The sequence below is a fragment of the Pseudoalteromonas sp. A601 genome (genome assembly GCF_002165575.1).
Taxonomy (GTDB): Bacteria; Pseudomonadota; Gammaproteobacteria; order Enterobacterales; family Alteromonadaceae; genus Pseudoalteromonas.
In genome coordinates, this window is sequence record NZ_MXQF01000010.1 from 128,513 (window position 1) to 152,905 (window position 24,393).

Annotated in this window: 27 protein-coding genes; 6 read left to right on the forward strand and 21 right to left on the reverse strand. The window is 40.5% G+C overall.

What is annotated here, in order from left to right; all coding sequences use genetic code 11:
• Nucleotides 1-4 precede the first annotated feature (4 nt).
• From B5G52_RS10415 to B5G52_RS10475, 13 genes are all read right to left on the reverse strand, one after another.
• Entirely contained in the window at nt 5-1,036 is a 1,032-nt protein-coding gene (locus tag B5G52_RS10415; protein ID WP_087532578.1) for a chemotaxis response regulator protein-glutamate methylesterase, read from the reverse strand.
• An 8-nt stretch (nt 1,037-1,044) separates the two neighbouring features.
• Nucleotides 1,045-1,662 carry a chemoreceptor glutamine deamidase CheD gene (gene cheD, locus B5G52_RS10420; RefSeq protein ID WP_087532579.1) on the reverse strand — a complete coding sequence of 206 codons (618 nt, stop codon included), beginning with the start codon at nt 1,660-1,662 and terminating at the stop codon, nt 1,045-1,047.
• A complete protein-coding gene (locus tag B5G52_RS10425) occupies nt 1,646-2,476 on the reverse strand; it encodes a protein-glutamate O-methyltransferase CheR (RefSeq protein ID WP_087532637.1) in 831 nt (276 codons plus the stop codon). The genes cheD and B5G52_RS10425 overlap by 17 nt, the downstream gene beginning before the upstream one ends.
• A gap of 76 nt (nt 2,477-2,552) precedes the next feature.
• Nucleotides 2,553-4,883, reverse strand: coding sequence for a methyl-accepting chemotaxis protein (locus tag B5G52_RS10430; protein WP_087532580.1), 2,331 nt, complete (start codon nt 4,881-4,883; stop codon nt 2,553-2,555).
• Nucleotides 4,884-4,930: 47 nt separating this feature from the next.
• Nucleotides 4,931-5,416 carry a chemotaxis protein CheW gene (locus tag B5G52_RS10435; RefSeq protein ID WP_087532581.1) on the reverse strand — a complete coding sequence of 162 codons (486 nt, stop codon included), beginning with the start codon at nt 5,414-5,416 and terminating at the stop codon, nt 4,931-4,933.
• Nucleotides 5,413-7,497, reverse strand: coding sequence for a chemotaxis protein CheA (locus B5G52_RS10440; RefSeq protein WP_087532582.1), 2,085 nt, complete (start codon nt 7,495-7,497; stop codon nt 5,413-5,415). Before B5G52_RS10440 ends, B5G52_RS10435 begins: the two co-directional genes overlap by 4 nt.
• A gap of 15 nt (nt 7,498-7,512) precedes the next feature.
• Complete coding sequence (locus tag B5G52_RS10445; protein WP_087532583.1) at nt 7,513-7,875, reverse strand: response regulator; 363 nt, start codon at nt 7,873-7,875, stop codon at nt 7,513-7,515.
• Between the two features lie 9 nt (nt 7,876-7,884).
• Nucleotides 7,885-8,157, reverse strand: a complete 273-nt coding sequence (locus B5G52_RS10450; RefSeq protein WP_087532584.1) for a lipid asymmetry maintenance protein MlaB — start codon at nt 8,155-8,157, stop codon at nt 7,885-7,887.
• Nucleotides 8,158-8,437: 280 nt separating this feature from the next.
• Complete coding sequence (locus B5G52_RS10455; RefSeq protein WP_254911189.1) at nt 8,438-9,064, reverse strand: SCO family protein; 627 nt, start codon at nt 9,062-9,064, stop codon at nt 8,438-8,440.
• Nucleotides 9,061-9,969, reverse strand: a complete 909-nt coding sequence (gene cyoE, locus B5G52_RS10460) for a heme o synthase (RefSeq protein ID WP_087532585.1) — start codon at nt 9,967-9,969, stop codon at nt 9,061-9,063. The genes B5G52_RS10455 and cyoE overlap by 4 nt, the downstream gene beginning before the upstream one ends.
• A gap of 9 nt (nt 9,970-9,978) precedes the next feature.
• A complete protein-coding gene (locus tag B5G52_RS10465) occupies nt 9,979-10,968 on the reverse strand; it encodes a heme A synthase (protein WP_087532586.1) in 990 nt (329 codons plus the stop codon).
• Nucleotides 10,969-10,988: 20 nt separating this feature from the next.
• A complete protein-coding gene (locus B5G52_RS10470) occupies nt 10,989-11,483 on the reverse strand; it encodes a transmembrane cytochrome oxidase associated protein (RefSeq protein WP_087532587.1) in 495 nt (164 codons plus the stop codon).
• Between the two features lies 1 nt (nt 11,484).
• A complete protein-coding gene (locus tag B5G52_RS10475) occupies nt 11,485-12,222 on the reverse strand; it encodes an SURF1 family protein (RefSeq protein WP_087532588.1) in 738 nt (245 codons plus the stop codon).
• Between B5G52_RS10475 and B5G52_RS22530 the strand changes: the two genes are divergently transcribed.
• Entirely contained in the window at nt 12,176-12,538 is a 363-nt protein-coding gene (locus B5G52_RS22530; RefSeq protein ID WP_356948211.1) for a DUF2909 domain-containing protein, read from the forward strand. The two genes, B5G52_RS10475 and B5G52_RS22530, sit on opposite strands and share 47 nt — an antisense overlap.
• Here the strand turns inward: B5G52_RS22530 and B5G52_RS10485 are convergent.
• The 6 genes from B5G52_RS10485 to B5G52_RS10510 all read right to left on the reverse strand — a co-directional run bounded on the left by B5G52_RS10485 (nt 12,438) and on the right by B5G52_RS10510 (nt 18,491).
• Complete coding sequence (locus tag B5G52_RS10485) at nt 12,438-13,313, reverse strand: cytochrome c oxidase subunit 3 (protein WP_087532590.1); 876 nt, start codon at nt 13,311-13,313, stop codon at nt 12,438-12,440. The two genes, B5G52_RS22530 and B5G52_RS10485, sit on opposite strands and share 101 nt — an antisense overlap.
• Before the next feature lie 11 nt (nt 13,314-13,324).
• Entirely contained in the window at nt 13,325-13,852 is a 528-nt protein-coding gene (locus tag B5G52_RS10490) for a cytochrome c oxidase assembly protein (RefSeq protein ID WP_087532591.1), read from the reverse strand.
• Entirely contained in the window at nt 13,852-15,453 is a 1,602-nt protein-coding gene (gene ctaD, locus B5G52_RS10495) for a cytochrome c oxidase subunit I (RefSeq protein ID WP_087532592.1), read from the reverse strand. Before ctaD ends, B5G52_RS10490 begins: the two co-directional genes overlap by 1 nt.
• Entirely contained in the window at nt 15,453-16,595 is a 1,143-nt protein-coding gene (coxB, locus tag B5G52_RS10500; RefSeq protein WP_087532593.1) for a cytochrome c oxidase subunit II, read from the reverse strand. Before coxB ends, ctaD begins: the two co-directional genes overlap by 1 nt.
• A gap of 410 nt (nt 16,596-17,005) precedes the next feature.
• Nucleotides 17,006-17,623: a transcriptional repressor LexA gene (lexA, locus tag B5G52_RS10505; RefSeq protein WP_087532594.1), complete on the reverse strand. Its 618-nt coding sequence runs from the start codon at nt 17,621-17,623 to the stop codon at nt 17,006-17,008.
• 94 nt (nt 17,624-17,717) lie between these two features.
• Entirely contained in the window at nt 17,718-18,491 is a 774-nt protein-coding gene (locus tag B5G52_RS10510; protein ID WP_087532595.1) for a hypothetical protein, read from the reverse strand.
• Between the two features lie 112 nt (nt 18,492-18,603).
• Here B5G52_RS10510 and B5G52_RS10515 point away from each other — a divergent pair, with 112 nt between their 5' ends.
• Nucleotides 18,604-19,047: a PaaI family thioesterase gene (locus B5G52_RS10515; RefSeq protein WP_087532596.1), complete on the forward strand. Its 444-nt coding sequence runs from the start codon at nt 18,604-18,606 to the stop codon at nt 19,045-19,047.
• Here B5G52_RS10515 and B5G52_RS10520 read toward each other — a convergent pair.
• A complete protein-coding gene (locus B5G52_RS10520; protein WP_087532597.1) occupies nt 19,044-19,424 on the reverse strand; it encodes a hypothetical protein in 381 nt (126 codons plus the stop codon). The genes B5G52_RS10515 and B5G52_RS10520 overlap by 4 nt on opposite strands.
• A 160-nt stretch (nt 19,425-19,584) precedes the next feature.
• Here B5G52_RS10520 and B5G52_RS10525 point away from each other — a divergent pair, with 160 nt between their 5' ends.
• The 4 genes from B5G52_RS10525 to B5G52_RS10540 all read left to right on the forward strand — a co-directional run bounded on the left by B5G52_RS10525 (nt 19,585) and on the right by B5G52_RS10540 (nt 23,166).
• Complete coding sequence (locus B5G52_RS10525; protein ID WP_087532598.1) at nt 19,585-20,286, forward strand: hypothetical protein; 702 nt, start codon at nt 19,585-19,587, stop codon at nt 20,284-20,286.
• A 134-nt stretch (nt 20,287-20,420) separates the two neighbouring features.
• Nucleotides 20,421-21,074, forward strand: a complete 654-nt coding sequence (locus B5G52_RS10530) for an endonuclease (RefSeq protein ID WP_087532599.1) — start codon at nt 20,421-20,423, stop codon at nt 21,072-21,074.
• Between the two features lie 96 nt (nt 21,075-21,170).
• On the forward strand, nt 21,171-22,802 hold the full coding sequence (locus B5G52_RS10535; protein ID WP_087532600.1) for a S41 family peptidase: 1,632 nt from the start codon (nt 21,171-21,173) through the stop codon (nt 22,800-22,802).
• The gene (locus tag B5G52_RS10540) at nt 22,795-23,166 is read left to right on the forward strand and encodes a hypothetical protein (protein WP_140394315.1); all 372 of its coding nucleotides are present in this window, start codon (nt 22,795-22,797) and stop codon (nt 23,164-23,166) included. Before B5G52_RS10535 ends, B5G52_RS10540 begins: the two co-directional genes overlap by 8 nt.
• Before the next feature lie 41 nt (nt 23,167-23,207).
• Here B5G52_RS10540 and hmpA read toward each other — a convergent pair whose 3' ends face one another.
• A complete protein-coding gene (gene hmpA / locus B5G52_RS10545) occupies nt 23,208-24,389 on the reverse strand; it encodes an NO-inducible flavohemoprotein (protein WP_087532601.1) in 1,182 nt (393 codons plus the stop codon).
• Nucleotides 24,390-24,393: the final 4 nt, after the last annotated feature.

A 24,393-nucleotide genomic window follows, 5' to 3' on the forward strand; every position in this document is an offset into this window, starting at 1 on the left:
AATATCAATTTTTTTGCGCACGCTGCAATAATTTATGTGCCACTTTATCTAGTGGCACAATATCTGTTGCAGCATTTAATTCTATAGCGGCTTTTGGCATGCCCCACACAACTGATGTTAATTCATCTTGTGCTAAGGTATATGCGCCTTGTAACTTTAACGCCAATAGTCCTTTAGCCCCATCACTTCCCATACCTGTTAATAAGGCAGCTATGGTATTTTTTGGGCATACATTAACTAGTGAATTAAATAAGGTATCGACAGCAGGCCGATGGCGATTAACTGGTGGAGATTCATCTAAAACACAAAACAAATTTCCTCCTTGTTTTATCACACTTAAGTGTTTATCGCCGGGTGCTATATACGCAGTGCCTGACGTTAATTTATCACCGTGCTCAGCTTCTTTGACATTGATCATACAGGTTCGATTCATTCGCTGAGCAAACGAATTACTAAATACTGGAGGAATATGTTGGGTAATAACAATGGGTGGGCAATTTTTTGGCATCCTTAATAACACTTCCTTGATAGCTTCAGTCCCACCAGTAGATGCACCGATAGCTACCACGGCTTTTAAATCAAACTCAGAAATACTAACAACATCCTGAGGTTTATCTTGACTCATCTTAAACGAACGTACCCGGGCAGACGCAGCAGTGCGTACTTTTTGCTGCACTAATTGAGCGTATTGGGCAAATTGCTGTGATATGTTAACTGTCGGTTTAGCAATAAAATCCACAGCCCCGAGCTCTAGAGCTTCGAGTGTAATTGGCGAGCCTTTTTTTGTGAGTGTTGAAATCATCACTACTGGCATTGGCCGCAATCTCATTAAGTTTTTTAAAAAGCTGATCCCATCCATTTTCGGCATTTCAATATCAAGTGTAATCACATCTGGGTTCAGTTGTTTAATCATTTCACGTGCTTGGTAAGGATCTTCTGCGCAACCGACAACCATTAAATCTTTGGCTTGACTCAACACTTCAGTCAGCAGGCGCCTGATCAAAGGCGAATCATCAATAACTAACACTTTGATCATAGTTCCTCCTAAAATAGTTCTATGTCTGTTTGGGAATCTTGTTTTTCGATATCATGCAGGTAACGTATTTCACGTTTTTCAAGGGCATCACTATGCATTTCTCGTAACTTTTTCACTTGTGCCTTACCTGTTTGAGGATTAAATAACACCTTTCTTGGCCAAGGTCCGCCAACATCATGCGACACAAGCTCAAGCCCTTCCTCTTGTGCATATGCGCGAGCAAAGCGAATGTTTCCTAATCCAATATCTGTTGTAGAACGAATAATTTTCCCACCACCAAACAGCTTTATTTTTAAATTTTGTCGAGACCCACCATTTTTTATCACTTCGTTTATCAAAAATTCCATAGCCCAATTACCATAACGACAATTTAAGCTGTGAGCGCCGGTAAACTCAGTTCCTTTTTCCATGGGTAACATAAAATGGTTCATACCTCCTATACCTAAACGATCATCATAAATACACGCAGCAATACACGAACCAAGTAACGTTGTAATTAATTCATCATTCTTAGATACGTAGAACTCGCCCGGTAAAACTTTAACTATCATATGCTGCTTCCCAGCATCCCAAAACCGCTTAACATGTTCAAAACCAGGTAATACAGGTTTAAAGCTTTGCTTCATGCATCACCTTTTGATAAATCGTTCTCCCTAAGTTTTTAAACTCACTATGCTCTTTCCCCATGCTTTCAGAGTGGCCTAAAAATAAATGCCCACAGGGCGCCAAAATAGTGCAATACCGCTGGAAAAGCTGATCTTTGGTTTCTTTATCAAAATAGATAACAACATTACGGCAAAAAATTACATCAAAAGACCCCTTCATTGGCCACTCTTGTAGTAGATTCAATCGCTTGAAATGTATGTGTTGTTGCAACTCAGGTTTAACTTTAAACAGTTCACCGTCTTTACTTTTTAAAAACCAGCGCTTTAAATGGTGCTGCTCAAGACCACTAACATTCGCTGCGCTATAACTTCCTAGCTGCGCTTTTTTCAGTACGTTTGAATCTAAATCTGTGGCGAGTATCTTCACATCCCAATTATTCGGGAATAACTCATGTAAAGTCATGGCTAATGTGTAAGGTTCTTCACCACTCGAACATCCAGCAGACCACACTCTTACTCGCTTTGTTTGTTTATTAGCTTGTAACAACGCAGGAACAATGTGCGACTTTAAATATTCAAAATGGTGAGCTTCTCGAAAAAAAGATGTTAGATTTGTAGTAATCGCATTTATAAAATCACTAAATTCTTGCTCTTTATGAGCGTCTAAATAATCTAGATACTGTTTGAAGTTGGCTAACCGCAGAGTACGAATACGCCTTGCAAGACGAGAATAAACCATTTCGCGCTTGTGCTCTCCAAGTACGATGCCACATGCGCCATAAACCAGTGATGCAATTTTTTTAAAATCATTATCCGTTAGTAAAAACTCTTTCATTGCGCGCACTCGAAATGCCAAAAATGTTAAAACAAATCGGCAACTCAAAACCTATGGAGCTGCCCTTAAGCTTTAGCTAAAACTCTTCCCATTCATCGGAAGAGTCAGCAAAATCGTTGCCGCGAGGAGCGCTGCGAATATTTTGACTAGCTCGTGTTGGTGTTTTTGCGGTTGGCGTTGACTCAATTAAACCGGGCATCTCTTGCTGACTGAGTGAGAAAAAGTTCAGCAGCCTACGCATATCATTCGCCTGCTCCGACATAGATTCACCAGCAGCAGACGCTTGCTCAACTAACGCGGCATTTTGCTGAGTCATCTCATCCATTTGCGAAATAGCTTTATTTACCTGTTCGATTCCTGCACTTTGCTCTTCAGAGGCTTCTGTGATGTCAGAAATCATCTCTGTAACCTTTTGCACTGAACTGACAATATCTTGCAACGTTGCACCCGACTCATTAACCAGTAAAGTGCCATCTTCCACTTTACCAACACTATCCCTGATTAACTCTTTAATTTCTTTTGCCGCACCAGCCGAGCGCTGAGCAAGGTTACGTACTTCACCGGCAACCACGGCAAAGCCACGCCCCTGTTCTCCTGCTCGTGCTGCTTCAACCGCGGCATTAAGAGCCAGTAGATTGGTTTGAAATGCAATTTCATCTATCACACTTATTATGTCAGCAATCTTCTTACTTGATTCATTAATGGCTGACATACTCACAACGGCTCTGTTTACAACTTCGCCACCTTGCATCGCTTTGTCACGAGTCTCCGCTGCCAAACCGTTCGCTACCTTAGCATTATCGGCATTTTGCCTAACCGTGCTGGTCATTTCTTCCATGCTTGAGGCTGTTTCCTCTAATGAAGATGCTTGCTCTTCTGTTCGTTGACTTAAATCTGCGTTACCTTGTGAGATCTCCTCTGCACCACTGGCAACCATAGTCGCCGAAGAGTTAATCCGATTAATCACTTCTGTGAGTTTATCTGCTGTTGCATTAGCGTCTGTTTTTAGTTTATCAAATGAGCCTTGGTATTCTTTCTCAATCCGAATAGATAAGTCACCATTAGCCATAGCATCCAGCATAATTCCAGTGTCAGTTACTGCATCATCAACAATACTGACTAAACTATTTAAGCCTTTCGCTAGGCGAAGATAAAAGCCCTCTTTGCCAGCTTCATTTACACGCGTTTTCAGCTCACCTTTACCTGCAGCACTAACTAAATCAGCCATTTCTTTTTCAATAGCGACTTCATCGGTGCGATCTTCCCACTCAACAACTGTACCAATGCGCTCTTTTTCAGGTGTGAATATTGGGTTAGCAACAAGACCAAAAGTTCGCCCACCTACATTAATTTCTGTACTGTATATATTCGTTAATTTACTTAATAAATGTTGCTGGTGTGCAGGGTTTTTATGAAATACATCAATATTTTGCCCTAACAACTTACTGCTATTAAAATTAGGCAAATCTTTACGAATATCAGCTTCAGCTGCCGTCATCATATTTAGTACCGATTCATTCATATAAATAATGTCATTATCTGCATTTGCAATCATTGTATTCGTTGCAACACGATCCAATGCTCGACGTACTCGCAGGTTTTCTTCAGCTTCTCGCTTTTCTTCTTCTGCTTTATTAACACTATCAGTAATGTCTTGCCACTCAACAATTGTGCCTAAACGTTCACCGTCACGACTCAGCCAAGGTGTTGCGATTAAACTAAAAATAAGACCTGCCAAACGTAATGTTGCTTTATAAGGGTCATTTAAACTCGCTAATAACTGACGCTGATGCGCCGGTTGCTTATGAAAATCATCAACGCAGGTGCCTATTAAGTTTTCAACAGCAAAGCTAGGTAGTACTGTTTGAAGTTGGCTCTCACGTGCTTGCAGCATTTGCTTAACTTGCTCGTTAACGAAAATTATTTTTAAGTCGTTATCAGCAATCATCACATTTGCTTGGCACACTTCAAGAGCATTTGCGAGATTAGCAATACGTATTGCTTCTTCCGTTGCCGATTTTTGCTCACTAATATCGGTGGCAAATTTCACAACTTTTATAACCTGACCTTGTGAATCAATAACAGGGTTATACGTTGCTTGAATCCATATTTTTTTGCCATTATTTCCAATGCGCTTAAATTCATTAGAAATGAATTCACCTCCTTTTAAGCGCTGCCAAAATTGCTGATATTCACTACTAGCCACTTCATCCGGTTCGACAAACATAGAATGATGTTGGCCTTGAATATCTGCCAAGCCATAGTCCACAACATTTAAAAAATTACTATTTGCTGTAAGAATTCTTCCACTTGGCTCAAACTCAATAACAGCTAACGATTTATTCAACGCAGTTAGAACTAAATCACTCTGTGATTTGCTCCGTTGAGAATTACTAAACCACCCCATGTCCATCACCTTTTATATAAGTTTTTATTAGCTCGATTAACAGATACTCATATATCCATTGCTTTTTTTAGGTCGAGTAATGCAACCATTTTTTCCCCAACGTTTACTAATCCAGCAACAAACTCCGAGTTATCTGACTCTGTAAATGAAGGCACCATCTTCGCATCTTGCTCCATAATGCTATAAACATCAGACACAGCATCTACCGCCATGCCCATTATTTTACTTTGTTGTGCGCACTCGACTTTCACGACAATGACCACTGTTAAACCACCATACTCGATGTAGGGTAAGCCAAATCTCAGCCGCAAATCTAAAATAGGTACTATAGTTCCACGTAAATTAATCACACCTTTTACATAGTCGGGTGCATTTGGTATCGCGGTGATCTCTTCCCAGCTACGAATTTCTTGCACTGTTAAAATATCAACTCCATATTCTTCCTCGGCCATAATAAAGGTAAGGAACTGTTTTACGCCCTGGACGTTTTCAAGCACTAGATTATGGTCTAACTCACTACTCAGTGCGCTCATGACGCCTCCAAATTAGCTTGTGACTCAACAATTAACTCTTGGCTGCCTGGCTTTCTTAATCCGGATAATTTGATCAACCCGCTAATATCAACAATAAGCGATACGCGACCATCACCCAATATGGTTGCTCCTGAAACACCATCTACTTTTTGATAGTTTGCTTCTAAGCTTTTAATCACGACTTGTTGTTGCGATAGTAAATCATCAACCAATAAGCCTATTTTCTGATTGTCACTTTCAACCACAACCAATAAGGTTTTATCCAAAGTTTCAATTGCATCTTGATGATTAAATATCTGATATAGCCGTAGAATTGGAATGTACTCATCGCGTAACCGTAATACATCTAGGTCTTTGCCTACACGGCTGACTTTAGTGATATCAATTTGTAATGATTCAACGATAGAAATTAACGGAATAATATAAGTATGCTTAGCCACTCGAACTAGCTGACCGTCTAGAATTGCCAACGTGAGCGGTAGCCTAATAGTAAAAGTCGAACCAACCCCGGATGCAGAAGTCACTTCAACAGAACCATTTAAAGATTGAATGTTACGCCTTACTACATCCATACCGACTCCGCGGCCTGAAAGGTCACTCACTTCATCTGCTGTAGAAAAGCCGGGCATAAAAATGAGCTCGTTTATTTCATTATCTGATAACTCATCAGTTTCATTGATAAGCCTATTTGTAATGGCTTTTTGTTTTATTTTCTGAGTATTAAGACCTTGCCCATCATCCATAATCTCGATGACGATATTGCCACCTTGATGAAAAGCGTTAAGCGTCACAATACCCACGGGGTCTTTACCTGAGGCAATACGCTGTTCAACTGTTTCTAACCCATGATCTAAAGAATTTCTAACCAAGTGCACCATAGGATCTGATATTTTTTCCATCACAGTTTTATCAAGCTCTGTCTGCTCACCGATAAGCTTTAGCTCTACTTGCTTGTTTAACTTTTGCGATATATCTCTGACTAAACGGGGAAACCGGCTAAACACAAAGCTAATTGGAAGCATACGGATGCGCATTACATTTTCTTGTAAGTCACGGGTGTTGTGTGCAAGTTGCGCGAGCCCTTCTTGTAGCGACGCTAGTGTTGCCTCAGTAATTTCTTGCTCACCTAATTGACTTAACATCGCTTGCGTGATCACAAGCTCACCAACCATGTTTATTAATGAATCTACTTTATCAATACCCACTCTGATTGAGGTTGACTCCACAGCTGTAGCAGGCGCTGAGACCTTAGCATTAATCGCGGCTTTTACTTCTGGGGCAGTGTTTTTTGATACTGAAGTGTTAACTTTAGAAGACTCAATGGTTTGAGCTTCTTTTGATTGTTTAGGCTGTTCATCATCTGAAAATAATCCACCACACAGAGCAATGGTTATATCTGCATCATCTTCAACCCATTCAAAAATTTCAGAGATGGCTTGCTCTGGTTTATCAGTGTTTAAAAAAAACCGCCAAGATAAAAAGCAGTCGTCTGCACTTAAGTCGGTTATATCTGGAACTTCGCTATGAAACGCAACAATTTCTAAATCACCTAACTCAGCAAGTTCACTGATCATATACAGTGGTTCATTGCCAGTTTTGAATAAATGATGATGTGGTTTAAAGTCAATCTGGTAGGTATTTACTTCGACTACGGTATCCGTAATGGTATTAGCTTGAGTTGAAGGGGTATCATCAAGCGCTAAAATTTTCTCAAACTGTTTTCTCAGCTCAATTGATTCGCTCAAGTCTAGCGCTTGCTCTGCTTGTAAAGCACTCAGCAGAGCTCTTAAACAATCTACAGATTTTAGTAATAAATTTACAAGCTCTGTCGTTAAAGTACGCTTACCTTCACGGACTTCATCTAACAATGTTTCTAGTACATGGGTAAACTCAGCAACTGAATCAAAACCAAAAGTGCCGCTCCCCCCTTTAATTGAATGAGCAGCACGAAATATTGTATTAATTGTTTCTGAATCTTCTTCGCCCGGCACCAAATTAAGCAGTTCAGCTTCCATGGCATCCAAGCCTTCAAAGCTTTCTTCGAAGAAAACTTCAAAAAACTGACTTAAATCTATACTCATGCCTCGCTCCCTAAATTAGCGAATCACTTTTTTTAAAACCGCTAATAATTGATCAGGGTTAAAAGGTTTAACTATCCAGCCTGTTGCTCCAGCTGCCTTACCTTCCACTTTTTTGTCCATGCCTGATTCAGTAGTCAGCATTAATAAGGGTGTAAACTTATAATTGGGTAAATTGCGCAGCTCTCTAATTAAAGTAATACCGTCCATAACAGGCATATTTATATCCGAGATCACAGCGTCAAAACCCTGTTGCTTAGCTATATTCAACGCCTCACTGCCATCCTTTGCTTCGGTTACATCAAAGCCAGCTTTTTTTAATGTAAAGCCCACCATTTGACGCATCGACGCAGAATCATCTACAGCTAAAATTCTTTTCATATACACCTCTTAATTTTCATTATCGAGTATTAAATATTCATTTAAACCTAATTGATTGATAACGTTCTTTAATGGCTCACTCTGTCCAATCCAAATTATTTTATGATGCACAGACAGTAAGTGTTTTTGTAAAGCACACAGTAGTTGAATGGACGCAGTATCAGCACGTGATACATCGCTGATGTCTAGGCAAACATCGTCATTAGTACTTAGCTCATTTAGCAAGTCTTGATGTAAAGATTCGACTTTGGTGATTGCTAACTCTTCAGGAAGCTTCAACATACTTTCATCACTTTGCGTAATTTACCAATTCATAACAAAAGCTTAGACTGAGTTGTGAAAAATGCCATATATGCATCGAAAAAAGAGGAAATTATTTATAGAGGGGGAAATAAAAGTAAAAAAAGAGGCCAACGCTTCCAAAAACAATCGAAAATATACTTAGTCTTCACTCTGCTTAAAGGGTTCTATAAAGTATTGATTTTAAAAATAAATACTAACATTCCCCTCTAGCTAGAAACTAATTAATTATCCAGAGTTTTGGTTACTCATTAATAGCAACTTATTGATAGTAGTCAGCTATCAATTTAAATTCACTAATTAATGATTTAGCATTAATTAACGGAACACTACCTTGTTTAAACTCAGGTTTAAATATTGCCCTTACAGCCCCACGTGAATCAACCATAGCAACAGAAGCGCTGTGATCAACAGCGTACTCTTGCTCATCACTGTCACTAATGGCATAAATTAATCCAAGCTCACGCACCAATGGAAATAAGTCTTTATGTTCACCTGAAACGGCTAAAAAATCAGAGTTAAAATAATCAATATAGGCTTTGCGTTTATCTGCGGTATCACGCTTGGGATCCACAGATAAAAACCAAATTTGCAGTGGATATTGCTCACTTAACGCCTTGTGCACCGCGTTTAACTTTGCCAGCGTTAACGGGCAAATATCAGGGCAACTGGTGTAACCTAAAAACACTAAGTTCCACTGCCCTTCAAAAGCCGCTTTCGTCACTTGATTATTATGTTGATCAAGTAATGCAAAATCACTAAGTGGTTTAGCTTGCTCATAGACTAACGCTTCTACATCAGGTTTAGTCGCGTCACTGCATGATGCTAATAGCAACAGGCTTATTAACATAAAAAAACGTTTGCTAAGTGTCCGAGTTAAAAACTTCATATGACCAGCCATTTATCAATAAATAAGGCGATAAAGAGTATCATTAAATGGATAATTGAAAAACGAAATAAATCCATTGCAGTGTTATCCACCGGCGCTATTTTTAGTTTTATGGCTTTATACATAAACACCGCGTTTAATACACATGCAGCCACTAAATATATTAAGCCCGACATACCAATTAAATAGGGCAGCACGCACACCAAAGCAAGTAAAATAGAATACGCAATCACGCACGTTTTGCAAAAATCGATACCATGTGTCACTGGTAGCATTGGAATCTTTGCTCGCTCATAATCACTTTTACGGGCAATGGCTAGCGCCCAAAAATGAGGTGGGGTCCAAGTAAATATAATCATCACTAATAGCCAAGGCGCAGCGGCCATTTGCCCTGTTTCAGACACCCAACCCAGTAAAGGCGGCATTGCTCCAGCCAACCCGCCAATGACAATATTTTGCGGTGTCGCACGCTTTAAAAATGAGGTATAAATAAACGCATAACCCACTAAAGCAAATAACGTTAATATCGCGGTAAGGGTGTTTGCCCAAATTACCAACATGGCAAAACCAGTTACTCCAATAACACTGGCAAAACTTAAGGCATGAAATTTTGATAAGCGCCCTTTTGCCACCGGCCGGTGCCTAGTGCGGGCCATTTTACTGTCAATTTCACTATCAACCACATGATTAATTACCGCTGCCGCTGCCGATAGTAAACCTATGCCTAATAAACTTATAAACTGCACCCCAACACCGCGCCCAACATCAGGGGCCAGTGCTAAACCAACCCATGCTGTTAACACCAGCATTGCGACCACTTTAAATTTGCTAATAGCTAAATAGTCTTTAAATAACTCTGTCAGTTGGTGTGGTGCATCTTTTGTTATCGTTAATAAATGTGCCATAACAGTCTCCTAAGTGCGGGCTTTTAAATAAAAGCATAAACGAACAAGGGTAATTAACAGTATGGCTGCCATTAAATTATGTGCCAGTGCTACACCCAAAGGAAAATGCCAATGCACCACAGCAAGGCCTAATGCTATTTGGCAAAACAAAGCAACGAGTACAAATACACAGCAGTGTTTAATTTTTGTAGAAATCGCATGACTATATATACGCCACATAATCAACGCGAGCACCACACAGGTAACCAGTGCCCAAATCCTGTGCAGTAAATGAATCGACATTCTCGCTTGTTGTGAAAGCACGCCATATTCATAAGTACTGTGCTCCATAGGTAACTGAAATACACTACTCAGTGAAAATGGCTGACCATAACTGCAAAGCGGTAAACCATTGCAATGAGGTGCAGCATAATTAGCGGCAAGCCAACCACCCAATGCAATTTGTAATATCAATACCACTAACGCAACCAAACTTAATTTAAAATGGCGCCTCGCAGGTGCATCTCCGCCATCAATAGGTTTTGAGGTTAGCCGTAAGTACAGTAGCGCCACTAGCGACAAAATACTAAAACCACCAAGTAAGTGCCCCATCACGATTAAGGGCTGCAAATTCATGGTGACTGTCCACATTCCAAGTGCAGCTTGAAAGATGACTAATATGAGCAATAGTAACGGCAACCCCACAGGCATAGTCGGCTGCTTGCGCTTAATAAACGCCACAATAAATAGCGCTAAAATTAATACCCCTAACGTGCCAGCAAAATAGCGATGAATCATTTCTTTCCATGCTTTTGCAGTTTCGAACATCATATCTGGGTAAGTTTGCTCAACTAACGCAAGATCAGCAGCATGCTTTGGTACCGTTAAAAAGCCGTAACATCCGGGCCAGTCTGGGCAGCCTAACCCCGCATCACTCAAACGCGTATATGCACCAAGTCCAACCACTAAAATAGATAAAAAGAAGGTCACGACCACTAAATATTTATAGTTTTTATACATAATCAGCCCCTTAGATAAAATTAGCTTGAGCGTGAATAGTTAAGTAATTTTTTTAAATCTTTTAATAACCCTTTTTGCACCAACCGATTTTGCTGCAGCTCTTGCTGATAGGGGTATTGCAAAACCACCAACCCCATATGATCTATTAAATATAAACTCGCAGGTTCCAGCTCAGCGGTTTCGGCTAATTGTCGCCACGTTGAACCTTGCTTTTGTGGGCTGCCTAAAATAACCATATCGACTTTGCCTTGGTTTTTACCCAGTGCTACATACAAATTATCGAGTGCATGTAATTGCTCTGCACATGCTTGTTGGCACTGTTTAGGATGATTTAAAGCAATCGTCCACTGTTTATGCTCTGAGTTTTGCCAGTTTTTAAGTTTTATTTCTGTACTTAAAAACACGCCATTATTTGTTGCAGCTGAAGGGATCCATTCAAACTTTAGTGCTAAATAGGCCAATACTAAGGGCACTAAACAACAGCCGATAAAAATAATCATTAGTTTGTTTTTCATTTTAATTCCTTCTTTTACTAGCAACGATGGCAACCACAACGCAAGACAAGCCAATCAATAGCCATTGAACTGCATAGCCATAATGCTTTTGCGGACTCATTACTACAGCTTGGTAATGAGGTATGCCAAAAGCATCACCAATACCTTGGCGATAGCCAATAAAATCAACTAAGGGCTGCTGTGCATGTTTTGCAAATAGCGCTAAGTCGATATTTTGTACGCGTTTAGGCCAATCATTGTTTTGCTCTTGGTGCTCTGGGCTAGCTAAAGTAAAGCCGCTGAGCTTGCCCTGCTTTAGCTGAATATTAATGTCGATTGCGTTTTTAGGTAGGGTGATAGACGGTAATTGCTGACGAGAGGCTGGCGCTTTAATCCAGCCAAAATTAACTAATATCGGCGTTTGACTATGTGTAGGTTTAAATAATGCTAAAACATCATAACCAACCTGCCCTTGCACGACTTGGTTATCTAACAACCAATAATGCACCGCATTTACAGTGCCAGTTAAAGTGGCTTGAATACCAGTTTTATTCCACTCACTGGGCAACGCCAATACTTGCTGCCACGGCATAACCCCTTTAGATTGCACCTTAGCTATATGCGACAATTGCAAGCTCTTCGCTTGACCTCGCTGTATTTGCCAATAACCTAAACGTAAGCACACCAATACCACAACTATCACCACGCAAATGATGAAAATTGAGCTAAGCTTTTGTTTACGCCATAAAATTAGCTGCATAAAGGTGAACCCAGTGATTATTAAAATTATTATCGTACTGTTGTTATTATTTATACTTTTTAACTTATTTAGAGCTTTATTTATTATGGTCTCTGGTCGCGATAATGGGCGGCCAATGTCACACTATTTAGGCCGCCGCGTGATGTTCTCTGTCATCGTACTTATCATTGTAATTGCCGCACTTAAACTCGGTTACATCTACCCAAATGCCAACCCTACAACACATATACAAACACAAATAAACATAACCAAACCACATCAACAAAATGCCAATACCAAGCAGCCGCCTGAAAAGCAAAGTGTTTATCTGGGCTAAAGTGGCCTTTTAATATTCTGAAAAAGACCACCAATAAAATTATGGTTCCCAGCGTTACGTGCATACCATGAAAGCCCGTTAGCAAGAAAAACGTATTACCGAATACTCCGGCGTCTAAGGTGAGACCTAAGTCATTGTAGGCATGGATATACTCTTCAACTTGTAGCCCTAAAAAAGCAACGCCAAGTAAAATAGTTAATCCTAAAAATGCTTTAAGTGGGCCACGCTTATTATTCTCCATCGCAACATGGGCAAAGTGTAGAGTCACCGATGAAATCAGCAGGATCACGGTATTTATCAATGGCAAACCTTGCCAGCCCATGGCTTGTGTTGTGCCACCACTTGGGGTTGTTACTAATGGCCACATAGCTTCAAATGTTGGCCATAGCACTTCGTTGGTCATGGCGTTATTGCCAGCGCCTCCAAGCCAAGGTACTGAGATCATTCGCGCGTAAAATAAAGCACCAAAGAAGGCCATAAAAAACATCACTTCAGAGAAAATAAACCAGCTCATACCTTGGCGAAATGATCGATCCATTTGCGCGGAGTACAAACCTTGGTGCGACTCATCAATCACATTTTTGAACCAGCTAAATAGCATATAGAGCAAAATAGCGATGCCACCATAAAGTACATACTGGCCAGAGCCGCCTTCTGAGTTAACTTGCATCACAGTCAGTGCTGCGCCAACAGCGATTAAAAATAACGCCACAGCACCTACAATTGGCCACGGACTTTGCGCGGGTACATAATATTTATCGTAATTTTGATTCATTTCACTTGCTCCTAATTACTAGCCACTAACTGGCTACTAATATCAAACACGGTATATGACAAGGTGAGCTCTTCTACGTCATCAGGTAGCGCGGTATCAACATAAAATAGCAATGTAAACTCCACTTCTTCACCTGCTTTTAGTGGTTGCTGATCAAAACAAAAGCAGGCCATTTTATGTAAATATTTGGCAGCCTTCCCAGGCGATACCGAAGGCACCGCTTGCATGACTTTGTCTTCATTACTGAGGTTCTTTGCTTTAAACAATACTTCGCGCATTGCACCAGGTTTTACGACCACGCTGTACTCCTGTGATTGCACCTCAAACGACGCTCCACTTTGTGCATGAGTGGTAAAGCTAACATCGACTTGGCGTGACTCAACAACCTGTGTACTTTGCTTCGCTTGCTCAAGAGAAGGCTTACCATTAAGCCCGGTGATATCACAAAAAACATCGTATAAAGGCACCAAAGCAAACGCGAAAGCAAACATGCCAAGGCATATTAAAACTAAGCGCTTGAGCAGAGGTGCGTGATTCATTACTTGATCTCCGGTGGTGTTTCAAAGGTATGATAAGGTGCCGGAGAATCAACTTCCCACTCTAACCCTTGTGCGCCATCCCACACCTTCGCAGGTACTTTGTCGCCGCCTCTGGCACATTTAAAAACCACTACAACAAACAGCAGTTGTGATAAGCCAAAGGCAAACCCACCAATACTGATAATGGCGTTAAAGTCGGCAAATTGCAGCGCGTAATCAGGGATCCGCCTTGGCATACCCGCAAGACCAACAAAGTGCATCGGGAAAAACAGTACATTCACACTGACCAAAGACAGCCAAAAATGCCATTTAGCTAAGGTGATATTAAACATATTGCCAGTCCATTTTGGCAGCCAATAGTAAGCCCCAGCCATGATTGAAAAGACCGCGCCAGTAACAAGTACATAATGAAAATGCGCCACAACAAAATAGGTATCATGGTACTGAAAATCAGCCGGTGTAATTGCTAGCATCAACCCTGAAAAGCCACCTAAAGTGAACAACACAATAAACGCAATACTGAATAGCATAGGCACTTCAAAGCTTATTGAACCTCGCCACATGGTCGCCACCCAGTTAAATACTTTTACCCCTGTAGGTACCGATATCAACATGGTTGAATACATAAAAAACAATTCAGCAGCCACAGGCATACCCGTGGTAAACATATGATGTGCCCACACAATAAAACTTAGTAATGCTATTGATGATGTGGCATAAACCATCGAGGCATAGCCAAATAGTTTTTTCCGTGAAAAGGTAGGCACTATGGTCGATATGATGCCAAAGGCAGGTAAGATCATTATGTACACTTCAGGGTGACCAAAGAACCAGAATATATGCTGAAACATCACCGGATCACCGCCACCGGCCGCATCAAAAAAGCTAGTGGCAAAGTATTTATCTGTTAGTACCATGGTCACAGCGCCTGCTAAAACAGGCATAACCGCAATCAATAAAAACGCAGTAATAAGCCAAGTCCATACAAACAACGGTAACTTCATCCAAGACATACCAGGGGCGCGCATATTCACTATGGTAACAATCACATTGATTGCCCCCATAATGGAACTAATGCCCATAATGTGAACGGCGAATACAAATAAAGCCGTGTTGTCATTACTGTAAGTCGTAGACAGCGGGGCATAAAAAGTCCAGCCAAAAGCGGGGCCACCACCTGGCATAAATAGTGATGCTAATAGAATCAAAAACGCAAATGGTAGAATCCAGAAGCTCCAGTTATTCATTCGCGGTAATGCCATGTCTGGCGCACCAATCATCAGGGGTATCATCCAGTTTGCCAGCCCAGTAAATGCCGGCATGACAGCACCAAACACCATTATCAAACCATGGACTGTGGTCATTTGATTAAAAAAGTGCGGGTCAACTAATTGTAATCCGGGCTGAAATAACTCTGCGCGGATCACCATCGCCATCGCACCACCAATCAAAAACATGGTTAGCGAGAATATTAAATACAAGCTACCTATATCTTTATGATTCGTTGTAAACAACCAACGTTTAATCCCGGTTGCGCCGTGATGATGTTCTGCATTGTGATGTGCTGCGTCGTTATTATGATCGTCTGTTATGCTACTCATTACTTAGCCTCCGCAGTTGCATCAATCAAAGCCTGAATTTGGCTAGGTTGAACCACATCACCCGTGTCATTACCCCATGCATTACGCTTATAGGTAACAACCGCCGCAAGTTGCTTTATCGATAGTTGTTTTACAAATGCTTGCATTGCTGTGCCCGGACGACCATGAACTACGACATCAATATGCTCATTAACATCTCCCAATACCACAGGGCTATTTTTAAGCGCCGGGAAGACGCCAGGTAAACCCATACCGGTAGGTTGATGGCACGCTGCACAACTGGTCATATACACTTGTTCACCTAAGGTCATTAACTCTTCTTTAGGTAAGGTTTGATCCATCAATGCAGCATCTGCGGCAGCCGCTTTTTGTTTAGCTTGTTTAGCGTCGGCTAACCAATTAACAAAATCTTGCTCAGACTTTGCCTCAACAACCACAGGCATAAAGCCATGGTCTTTACCGCATAGTTCGGCACACTGGCCACGGTAAATGCCCTCTTCGTTAATTTTGGTCCATGTTTCGTTAATAAACCCAGGGTTAGCATCTTTCTTAACTGCAAAATCAGGCACCCACCAAGAGTGAATCACATCATCTGAGGTCATTAAAAAGCGAATTTTTTTGTTGATTGGTAAAACTAAAGGTTTATCAACTTCGAGTAGGTAGGTATCTGTTTTATCGGCTTGGTTGGCAATTTGGTCGTTCGGTGTTGATAAAATTGAATAAAAACTAACGTCTTCCCCCATATATTCATAATGCCACTTCCACTGAGAACCTGTCACTTTAATGGTAATGTCAGCTTTGCTGGCATCCTCCATCGCAATTAAGGTTTTTGTCGCAGGCACTGCCATTGCAATTAGAATGACAAACGGAATCGCAGTCCAAAGTATCTCAACCTTGGTGCTTTCATGGAATTGGGCAGGTATCGCCCCTTTTGATTTGCGGTGATGTATTAAAGCCCAAAACATAACGGCAAAAACAATCACCCCAATCACACAACAAATTATAAATATTGTCATGTGCAGTTGATAAACATTATTACTTATATCGGTTACACCTTCGCGCATATTAAATTGACTATTTGCCAATAATTGCTGCGGCAGCATAAATAATATAAGGCACAAGGTAGAGCTCAGTTTACCCATGTGACGGCTCCTTTTGATGCTATTGCTAACGCAAAGCGAAAAGGCGGCACTGCTTTTTTCGCGCCAATTCGTTATTTTTATTGTAACTGGTTAAATTAATCTCTTCGCATGCAACAATAAATTGCAGCAAGGCCCCAAAAGATCAGTCGTTAACACAGTGTATTAACCAATTAGTTAAAAAATGAACAATTAGCAAGTTTTAGTGCAAATAAAATTCTATTTTGGTGCAAAAATAACAATACAAAATCAGCGCGTTATTTTAAATTCAGGTGAGGAAAGAAATGGCTAAAAGCAGGAGGTATCTAGCTTATATAGAGCTTTAGTAGCTACAGACAAGTGCTAAAACTAGCAGTTAAATAAAAATATAAAAGTGAAAGCACCAAATATCACCAATTTGGTGCAAAATAGGTTTACATCCAATCAGCATTACGGATCACACCGACTGCAAGCCCTTCAATATTAAAAGACTCATGCTCTAAGTCTACTTCAATTGCAGAAAACTCTTCATTTTCGGCGTGCAACAAAACTTTACGCCCGGCTTTTTCTAGGCGCTTTACAGTTACATCATCATCAACACGCGCTACCACTACTTGGCCGTTTTCAGCAACTTGGGTTTTATGCACCGCAAGTAAATCACCATCCATAATGCCAATATCTTTCATACTCATGCCTTGTACACGCAATAAAAAATCAGCGGCAGGCTTGAACATTAAAGGGTCAATCTGGCAATGGCTTTCAACATGTTGTTGCGCCAAGATAGGTTCACCCGCTGCTACTCGGCCTATTAATGGTAATCCGAGCTGCTCTGGCTCATCTTCTTCCACCAGCTGAATACCGCGGCTTGCACCCGGCTTCATTTTAATAACACCTTTTTTAGCCAGTGCTTTTAAGTGCTCTTCGGCAGCATTAGCGCTTTTGAAACCTAAAGTTTGCGCAATTTCAGCACGCGTAGGTGGCATGCCAGTATCTTTGATAAACACTTTGATTAATTCAAGAATTTGAGCTTGACGATTCGTTAATGGGCGCATACAACTGGTTTTCCATACAGTACATTTAACTGTGAGTATATACAGTTATTTGAAAATCGCAAATTTTAAATTCGCTAGCTTTAACCCTTCTTGATTACCATCTGGTACTCAGCAATAAAGTAGCGCTATTTAAACCATCATCAGATTTCAAAGATGAGCCTAAACCAAACTTCAACGCTATATGTTCATTAAACCAATACTGTGTTTGCAACTCATAATTATCATCTCGATCGCCTCGCCCATGTACGTTAGCAACTACGCCAACAGACCAGTCTTGATTAACGTAATACGCTGCTCGGCCTTGGATGTAACGATACCGCCCTGCCAATTGCTTTGCCTCTATATCCCAGCCTTGATTATTATTGATATTAGTCCAGCGAATGTAAGGCGCATAACTCCACTCAACCGAAGTTAGCTCCTCGCTTGGATAAAAGTGACGTGTTTCTTCCACCCGACTATAAAAAGCAGTTAAGCCAATTTGCAATTGATCGTTTATTTGATTACCTATCGATGCATTGAGCAAAGAACTATCTGATTGCCAAATACCGCTATCATCATCCACATGCTGTACACCAGCCGCCAGAATAACGCCATGCTGCCAATAATAAGTCGCATCACTGGTAATATAATACAGGTTATCATTAGCAAACCCGCCGATAGCGACATTACTCACTCGATGCAAATGGCTTTTCAACTCTTGAGGGCCCGATAAGGCGTCCAAATCATCATTAAAATAACGATACCTCGCGCCTAGAAATGCTTTATCTAACCCGCTTAAATCTGTAAATCCCACTTCAACTTGATGGTTTATAGCTGCATAACTTGGAAAAGCTAAGCCGCTAATAAATATCGCTATTATTTTTTTCATTGCTACGTCCAAAATGTAATTTTAGGTACATTTTAACGATTTTGATGATCTTAACTGTAGGAAAGTGTACAAAAGTGTAGACTGGTTTTAAATTTTCAATTAAGGACATTCCATGACTATTTGGTATCAACCAATCACCTTAGAACAGTGTAAGCAACTTGATGAGGGCATTAACGGCCAAGGCACATTAATGAAAACAATGGGTATTGAAATTAGCGAAATTGGTGATGACTACTTAGTTGCCACTATGCCCGCGATACCTCAACATCATAATCCTATGGGCATGGTACATGGCGGTGCCAATGTCGTACTTGCTGAAACGGTTGCCAGTTATGCAGCAAACTTTGTGATTGATTTTACTAAGTTCTATTGTGTAGGCCAAGAAATCAACGCTAATCACTTAAAAGCTTCACGCAATGGAACTTTAACCGCAATAGCAAAGCCTATTCATTTAGGTAGACGTACTTCAGTATGGGAAATTAAAATAACAAATAGTCGCAACGAACTATGCTGCGTATCAAGAATGACCGCAGCAGTGGTTGAACGTAAAAATTAGCTTTCGATAGGGTAAATAGTTATTTCAACACCCGCACCAATTGCAGATATTCTAAGTAGAGTGTCTGCTTGCAGTGCTTGATTAAAGCATTTCGGTGAAGTACCCGACTCAAAGCCAATATCAAATGTACGCCGAGAACACGACAACCACTGTTTTAATGCATTACGTGAGCATGATTCTATTAACTCACATAAGTGGTTAATCGCTTTATCCGGTGTAGATACCTCAATATTTGCTTCTACACGCGCTAATTGACGATATTCATCGTGGTCATAATGTAAAACTGTGGCAATTTTTTTTAAGTCAGCCACTAGCGCACTAATATCTTGTTTAGACTCAAGCTCTAGATCTACGTTTAAAAATTGAATTTCCGACATTTGTAGCTTTACCCTTAACCCATGTTAAATACACCGCAAACTTTAACCTAAATTTGTATATATACCAAATCATCTATTACCTGCGACAATTTGCCACATTGGCAAAAGCCCCCTAACCTATAAAATATCGCACTGAAAAATAACAATAAATGAGTAAGTAATGAACAAACGCATTTTCAAGCATGCACGAAAAATTCATAAATGGCTTGGTTACATACTCGCACTACAAATCTTTGCATGGCTATTAGGTGGTTTAGTGATGAGTGCAATTCCTCTCGATAAAGTACATGGCAAACATTTAGCATTGCGCTCCCTTGAAAACCCGTTTACGCAGGTCGACTACCCTACATCACTTGATAACATTGTTTCTCAGGTGGCGCAGCCAATAAAAATAAATTACACCCACTTTTTAACAACACCTATTATTACTGTGACGAGTGAAAATGAAGAGCACAGTTTTAACGGCTTAACTGGCCGCCCTTTCATTGCGCCAAGTAAAGCGCAAATAATTGCTAATGCACAAGCTCATTTATTAATCGATGCCAAAGTAAATGCAGCGGCTAAACTCGAAATAGGCCCAAGAGAAGTAGGCTATAAAGAAAATATTTGGCAAGTTAGCTTCGATGATAATTTTAATACAACCCTGTATTTATGGGCTGATAGTGGCAAAGTTATCACTGTTCGTAGCACTATTTGGCGAATTTTTGACTTTTTCTGGATGTTACATATCATGGACTACGATGAACGAGAAGACTTTAATAACCCTTTGTTGATTAGCTTTTCGGCAACCAGTGTGCTGTTCTGCCTCACAGGAATTACTTTGTTACTGCAAAATGTTCGTCTTCGTCGTCATAAACGCTAAATAAACCCTATCGGGGCAGAATCTCTGCCTCGCTTATCATTGCATTTATAACAACTCAACCCATTCAACCGATTTACCAAATAGAACAATCACTCTAAAATAGCGTTTCCTGTAGTTCACTTAAGTGATTGGATATGCCTTACTTTATTATTGCGTTAGTAATTTCCCTTGCAAGCTTTAACCTTCACAGCGAGCAGTTTACCCGCTTCTCAACAGCAAAAAGACATTTAATAAAAACGTTACCCAGTGATGCCAAAAGCATTTACTGTGGCTGCGATATAAAGCGCCAAGGTAAAAAATTAATACCAGACCCTGCAGCATGCGGCTATAAACCGCGCAATGCAGTTACGCGCTCAGGTAAACCTAATGCACGAGCTGTTCGTATTGAGTGGGAGCATATAGTACCAGCGTGGGAGTTCGGTCATCAGTTACAATGCTGGAAAAATGGCGGGCGTAAAAACTGCGTGAAAACCAGTGAACAATTTAGAAAAATGGAAGCTGATATTAATAACCTAGCCCCTGCAATTGGTGAGATTAATGCGGATAGATCGAATTATCGTTTTGGTATGATTGCAGGTAACGCCACTCAATATGGCAACTGCCAAGTAAAGGTGAATTTTAAACAACGGGTAGTTGAACCACCTGCCTATTCACGCAAGCGTATCGCAGATGCATACTTTTACATGCAAAAAACCTACGGCTTAAAAATATCTAATAAGCAACAGCAGTTATTTAGAGCATGGCAAAAGCAGAGCTTGGCACAAACCCGAAACTCTCAGCATCTTTAACTCTACAAATGTTTACATTATAAACGTATTTTTTGTTGCCTATCGTCAGCTGTATTGATATTTTCGAAACAAGTATTTACAGGAACGTAACTAAGTATGTTTAATAAAAAAAGAATCTCTACTGCTATTCTCATTGCTTTTTCTGGCCTTGCAATTACAGCATGTGGAGGCGGCGGTAGCCTAAATAAAGATTCAAATAATACAGACTCTACCAATGTGGTAACACCGCCACCACAGTCTAATGAGGTTGAATGGGTTGCGGGTGAATTTGACGCATCAAGTACATTTAAAAACCAATGTGATGTGCCACGCACAGGCAACGATCCATACAATAATAACCAACCATACCCTGATAAAGCGGGCTCCACGCTGACAGAAAAAATGTGGCTGCGCTCTTGGAGTGATGAAACATACCTTTGGTATGATGAAATCACAGACAAAAACCCTGAAAGCTTTGATACTGTCGCGGCATATTTTGCACAATTAAAAACAGAGCAAACCACAGATTCTGGTGCTAAGAAAGATAACTTTCATTACAGCGAACCAACAGAAGACTTTTACAAAGAAGCACAATCAGGCGTGGTATCAGGTTACGGCATTAACTGGTCATTTATTTCAAATACGCCACCAAGAGTGTTAAGAGTTGCCTATCTTGAAGATAATTCACCGGCTCAGAATGCGGGGATCCAACGTGGCGATACCGTTCTCTCTGTAGATGATGTAAGCATAGATACCAACACTCAAGATGGAATTGACTCGCTCAATAGTATTTTGTTTGGCCCAACAGCTGGCGAAGCTCATAACTTTAGAGTGCGCAGTAATGATGGGACTGAAAAATCAATCACCATTACAGCGGGTAATATCGCCAAAACCCCGGTTCAGAACGTAAATACGTTTACTACACAAAACAATACACGTGTCGGTTACATGCAGTTCAATAGCCATATCGCTGTTGCACAAGAAGGTTTAATCGATGCCGTTAATAAGTTTAAGGCTGATCAAGTCGACGAATTAGTCATCGACTTTAGATACAACGGCGGTGGTTTATTAGCCATGTCATCACAATTAGCTTACATGGTTGCTGGCCCTGCTAACACCGATGATTTTTATTATTATCAAACCATTCAGAATGACAAGCTACCACAAGAACTACCTTTGTCATTCATTAATCAAGAAATTGATTACTCAACATTTGAAGGCAAACAAATACTTTTACCTGATTTAAATCTATCAAAAGTTTATGTACTGAGTACATCCGGTACCTGCTCTGCCTCTGAAGCCTTTATTAATGGCTTGAAAGGGATTGATGTTGAAGTGGTATTAATTGGTGATACAACATGTGGTAAACCTTATGGTTTTACGCCTACACACAACTGTGCAACTACTTACTACACGATTCAGTTTAGTGGTGCTAATTACAAAGGCTTTGGTGAATATTCAGATGGTTTAACACCCACCCCTTCACCCCAGTTTTCAGCTGATGTTAAAGGCTGCCCTATTGCTGATGACTTTGATCATCAACTAGGTGATACAAACGAAGCACTGCTATCGACGGCGTTATACCATATTACAAATAATGGCTGCCCTGAAGTGCCACAAAATGCAAAACAACAACCTGCCAGCTATTCACCAAGCAACGAAACTGGTTTATCGCTTGAGATACCTCAGTCGCTTTACAACACAAATATGGATTTAACCTGGCCTAGTACAGGAGATGCAAATGACTAAATACATGCTAAGTGCTGTTTGCGCAGTAATACTAACCGGATGCAACAGCACACAGGCTTTAGAGCCTCAAGATGCAACTCTAACACGAGTAAATCCGGGCATTGTTACACAGCTGCAACAAGCAATTCAAACTGCAAAAGGTGGTCCTTTAGTGACTCTTGCGGATGATGTATTTACTAAAAGCGCACAGCTTTTGATAGATCACGGCACGACTAAAGGCCCTGATGGCATGCCTATTATGGGCACACATAACATCCCTTCAGAAAAGTTTGTCTTGCAAAAATCAGGGGAGCAATGCTTTTTATTTTACCCTAAAAAACAACTGAGTATTCCACTTAGTAATGTCGAATGTGAAGTTATCTAAAACCAAAAAGGCGCATTAAGCGCCTTTTTGCTATGAGTGGATTAAAGCGCTTGGTGTGGACCAAACACCTCGTAATGTATGCGTTCAGCATCAACATCAAGTGCAAGTAATTGCTGTTTAATAGCAGCCATAAAGCCGCTAGGTCCACAAATATAAAAATCACCATCCACTAATGGTAACTGCTGAGCAACTGCACTGATATTCATTAAACCAATAAAGTCAGCACCCTCGCCACCTTGATTAAACCATGTATAGTAATTTAAACGCTCATGCATTGCGGCTTGATCAGCCAAAAATTGATTAAACGAATGCTGCTGAGCATTTTCACAAGCATGTAAATAAGTGACCGCTTGATTCGACGTGTCGCTTAATAACGTTTGTAACATGGGCAACATAGGTGTTTGACCAACCCCCGCCGAAATTAACACCACAGGTTTATTGTTTACACGTAAAAAGAAATCCCCTGCTGGCGGGTAAAGCTCTATAACACTCCCTTCGTCTAGCGAATGCAAATAATTTGATACAATACCTGCAGCTGGCAGCAATTCTTTTTTCACACTAATACGGTAATTTTCACCATTACTTTGCTGGGAAATAGAATACTGACGTATTTCGCTATATTGTGCCTCTTCAGGCTTAACTTTAATTCCCAAATATTGCCCCGGTTTGTGGGTGATTACTGCTTTACTATCTACAGGAGTAAGTGTAAAACTTGTTACCAATGCTGATTCTGGTTGCTTTTTAGTGATCACAAATTGACGTGTTCCTGACCAGCCGCCGTGGTTATTTTTATTGTGCTCATATAGAGCAGCCTCTTCAGTAATACAAATATCAGCAAGTAACGCATACGCTTCACGCCATGCATATTCAACTTCTGGTGTAAATTGCTCGGGGATCAATTCCTTTAAAGTACCAATTAAATGTCCGCCCACAATCGGATAATGCTCAGGCAAAATATGCATACTGGCATGCTTATGATTAATACGTGCTAATGCTTCTTTTAACACGGCCAGATTATCAATATTTTGCGCATATGCCGCCAATGCGTTAAAAAGAGCAAACTGCTGACGTCCGCTGCGCTGATTCGCCATATTAAAAATATCTTGCAGCTCAGGGTTATGGCTAAACATGCGATTATAAAAGTGCTCCGTAACAACGGTCCCAGCTTGTGCGAGCAAAGGCACAGTGTTTTTTACAATATTGATGGTTTTTTCAGATAACATACTA